This window comes from Ruegeria sp. TASC047, assembly GCF_059612445.1.
Genome location: NZ_JBXWQP010000031.1, coordinates 1 through 2,341, shown reverse-complemented (window position 1 = coordinate 2,341; position 2,341 = coordinate 1). Strand labels below are relative to the sequence as shown.

Sequence of the window (2,341 nt, the reverse complement as noted above, 5' to 3'; positions counted from 1 at the left end):
ACGCCGAAGTCGAAGCCCGCGTCCGCGCCCAGGTCGCAGACCTCTGCAACCGCTTCCCTATCTACCCGAACCTGTAAGCCGAAAGGTCCCAACCATGAGCTTTCATCCAATTGAACAAGCCCCCGCCCGTCTGAACCGCAGCGAGCTTGCCGTGCCCGGCAGCCAGCCCGGAATGTTTGAGAAGGCCGCGAAATCGGACGTGGATGTCATCTTCCTCGATCTGGAAGACGCCGTCGCGCCCGATGAAAAGGAACAGGCGCGCAGGAACATCATTCAGGCTCTGAATGATATCGACTGGGGCAACAAGACCATGTCGGTCCGGATCAATGGTCTGGACACCCATTACATGTATCGGGACGTCGTGGATGTTGTCGAACAGGCGGGCCAGCGTCTGGACCTGATCATGATCCCCAAGGTCGGGACAGCCGCAGATGTATATGCAGTCGACATGCTGGTGACCCAGATCGAAGACGCCAAGGGGTACAAGAAACGGATCGGGTTCGAACACATCATCGAAACCGCGCTTGGTATGCAGAATGTCAGCGCGATCGCGGCTGCATCAAAGCGCAATGAAAGCCTTCATTTTGGTGTCGCGGATTATGCCGCCTCGACCCGCGCGCGGACCACAATCATCGGGGGCGTAAACCCTGACTATTCGGTTCTGACCGACCCGAATACCGACGGAGGCCGCCTGACCCACTGGGGCGACATGTGGCACTACGCCCTTGCCCGCATGGTGGTTGCGGCGCGCGCCAACGGGCTGCGTCCGATTGATGGGCCTTTTGGCGATTTTCAGGACCCCGACGGTTACAAGGCCGCAGCAAAACGTGCCGCCGTTCTGGGCTGCGAGGGCAAATGGGCCATCCACCCCAGCCAGATCGCACTTGCCAATGAGGTGATGTCGCCCTCGGATGCCGAAGTTACCAAGGCACGGCGTATCCTTGTCGCCATGGCCGAGGCCGAGGCAGACGGAAAAGGTGCCGTGTCTCTGGATGGTCGTCTGATCGATTATGCCTCGATCCGGCAGGCCGAAGTGCTTGTTGAAAAGGCCAGTCAGATCGCTGCGGCCTGATCGCCTGCACCAAACCCGACCTGCGTGGGCGCATTGTCCACGCGGGCTCGGTGCTGCGTTGACTGGTGGATCACGAGACCAACGCGAAAGGTTATCCGTGTTCCGGGGCGACCGTCCCCAGAAATCGCTTGTTCCGAATTTCGTCCGGGCTGACGTCGAAGCTGCGTTGAAAGGCGCGTTTCAGCGCGACGGTCGATGAAAAGCCGGTCGCTGTCGAGATTTCGATCTGCGACATGTTGGTGAACTGCAATAGGCTCTGCGCCCGCTCCAGCCGTAGCTCTTTGTAGGTCGACAAAAGTTTCGCACCGGTTTTGCTTAGAAACCTTCGCTGTAACTGGCGAGTCGAGGTCCTGAGCACATTGGAAAGTTCCGAGATCGTCAAAGGATCTTCGATGTTTTCCTGCATCGCATCCAGCGTGCGCATGACAAGCTGATCACCTTTTGCACGGTGCACCAGACGGGCGGCAAGCGTGCTGCCGTGCTTTTGTGTGGGTTCCGTCAGTCCAATGTATCCGCGCAGTATGTCCGCGATATGTTCCCCGTGGTCGATCGACACAAATTCTGACAGCAGGCGCAGCGCGCTTAGCCGGGTGGTTGCGCTATGGGCGCACCCGTCTGCGGCCAGATGCGTGCCGGTGCCACAATCTTCCAGCCCGCCCTCCAGTGCAGCGGCTGCGAAATTCGGGTGGACAGCAACGGTGTTCCGGCCTGTTCTTCCGAGTTGCGGCAGAAGCAGCACCGCGCCGCCGACCAGTACAACCCGTGAAGACAGGTTCAGGACCTGCGATACCCAGAATCTGCGCGAATGTGGAATGGACCAGATGTTCTCCAGATCTCCCCAGAAAATCGCCGTTCGTCCGGCCCAGTATAACGGTCCACCCGCAGGTTCCGAGCCAGCGACACGAAGGTTGACCACATAGGTGCAGTCTTCGGCCAGAGTGTTTAACGCCTGATAGAATTCGATGACCATTCCAGCTGACGCCATAGCCGCTTCACCGTTGAGAATGACATCAATATGTTTCAATCTTTCGGATGCCTCACGCTTCGTTCCAGACAGATTGGCGTGATCATTTGCGAGGACATAGTGTTTCATTGTTCCTCCGACGATTTGGGCGTGGCAGCGCCCCGATTGGCGCTGCCCTCAGGGTGTAAATCCGATCCGTCAGGCTAATTGACGGATCGGACAGACACGGGTTTCACTCAGCGGCGTCTTCGTATGCGTCCATTGGTGGGCATGTGCAGACGAGGTTTCGGTCGCCGTATGCGTTG

2 protein-coding genes are annotated in these 2,341 nt (G+C 58.5%); one reads left to right on the top strand and one right to left on the bottom strand.

What is annotated here, in order from left to right:
• The first annotated feature begins 94 nt into the window (after nt 1–94).
• Nucleotides 95–1,072, top strand: coding sequence for an HpcH/HpaI aldolase/citrate lyase family protein (locus tag AC2FLO_RS13035; protein WP_496755274.1), 978 nt, complete (start codon nt 95–97; stop codon nt 1,070–1,072).
• A 91-nt stretch (nt 1,073–1,163) separates the two neighbouring features.
• Here the strand turns inward: AC2FLO_RS13035 and AC2FLO_RS13030 are convergent, their stop codons facing one another.
• Nucleotides 1,164–2,165 (bottom strand): helix-turn-helix domain-containing protein, encoded by a 1,002-nt coding sequence (locus AC2FLO_RS13030; RefSeq protein WP_496755276.1) that lies wholly within the window; start codon nt 2,163–2,165, stop codon nt 1,164–1,166.
• Nucleotides 2,166–2,341: the final 176 nt, after the last annotated feature.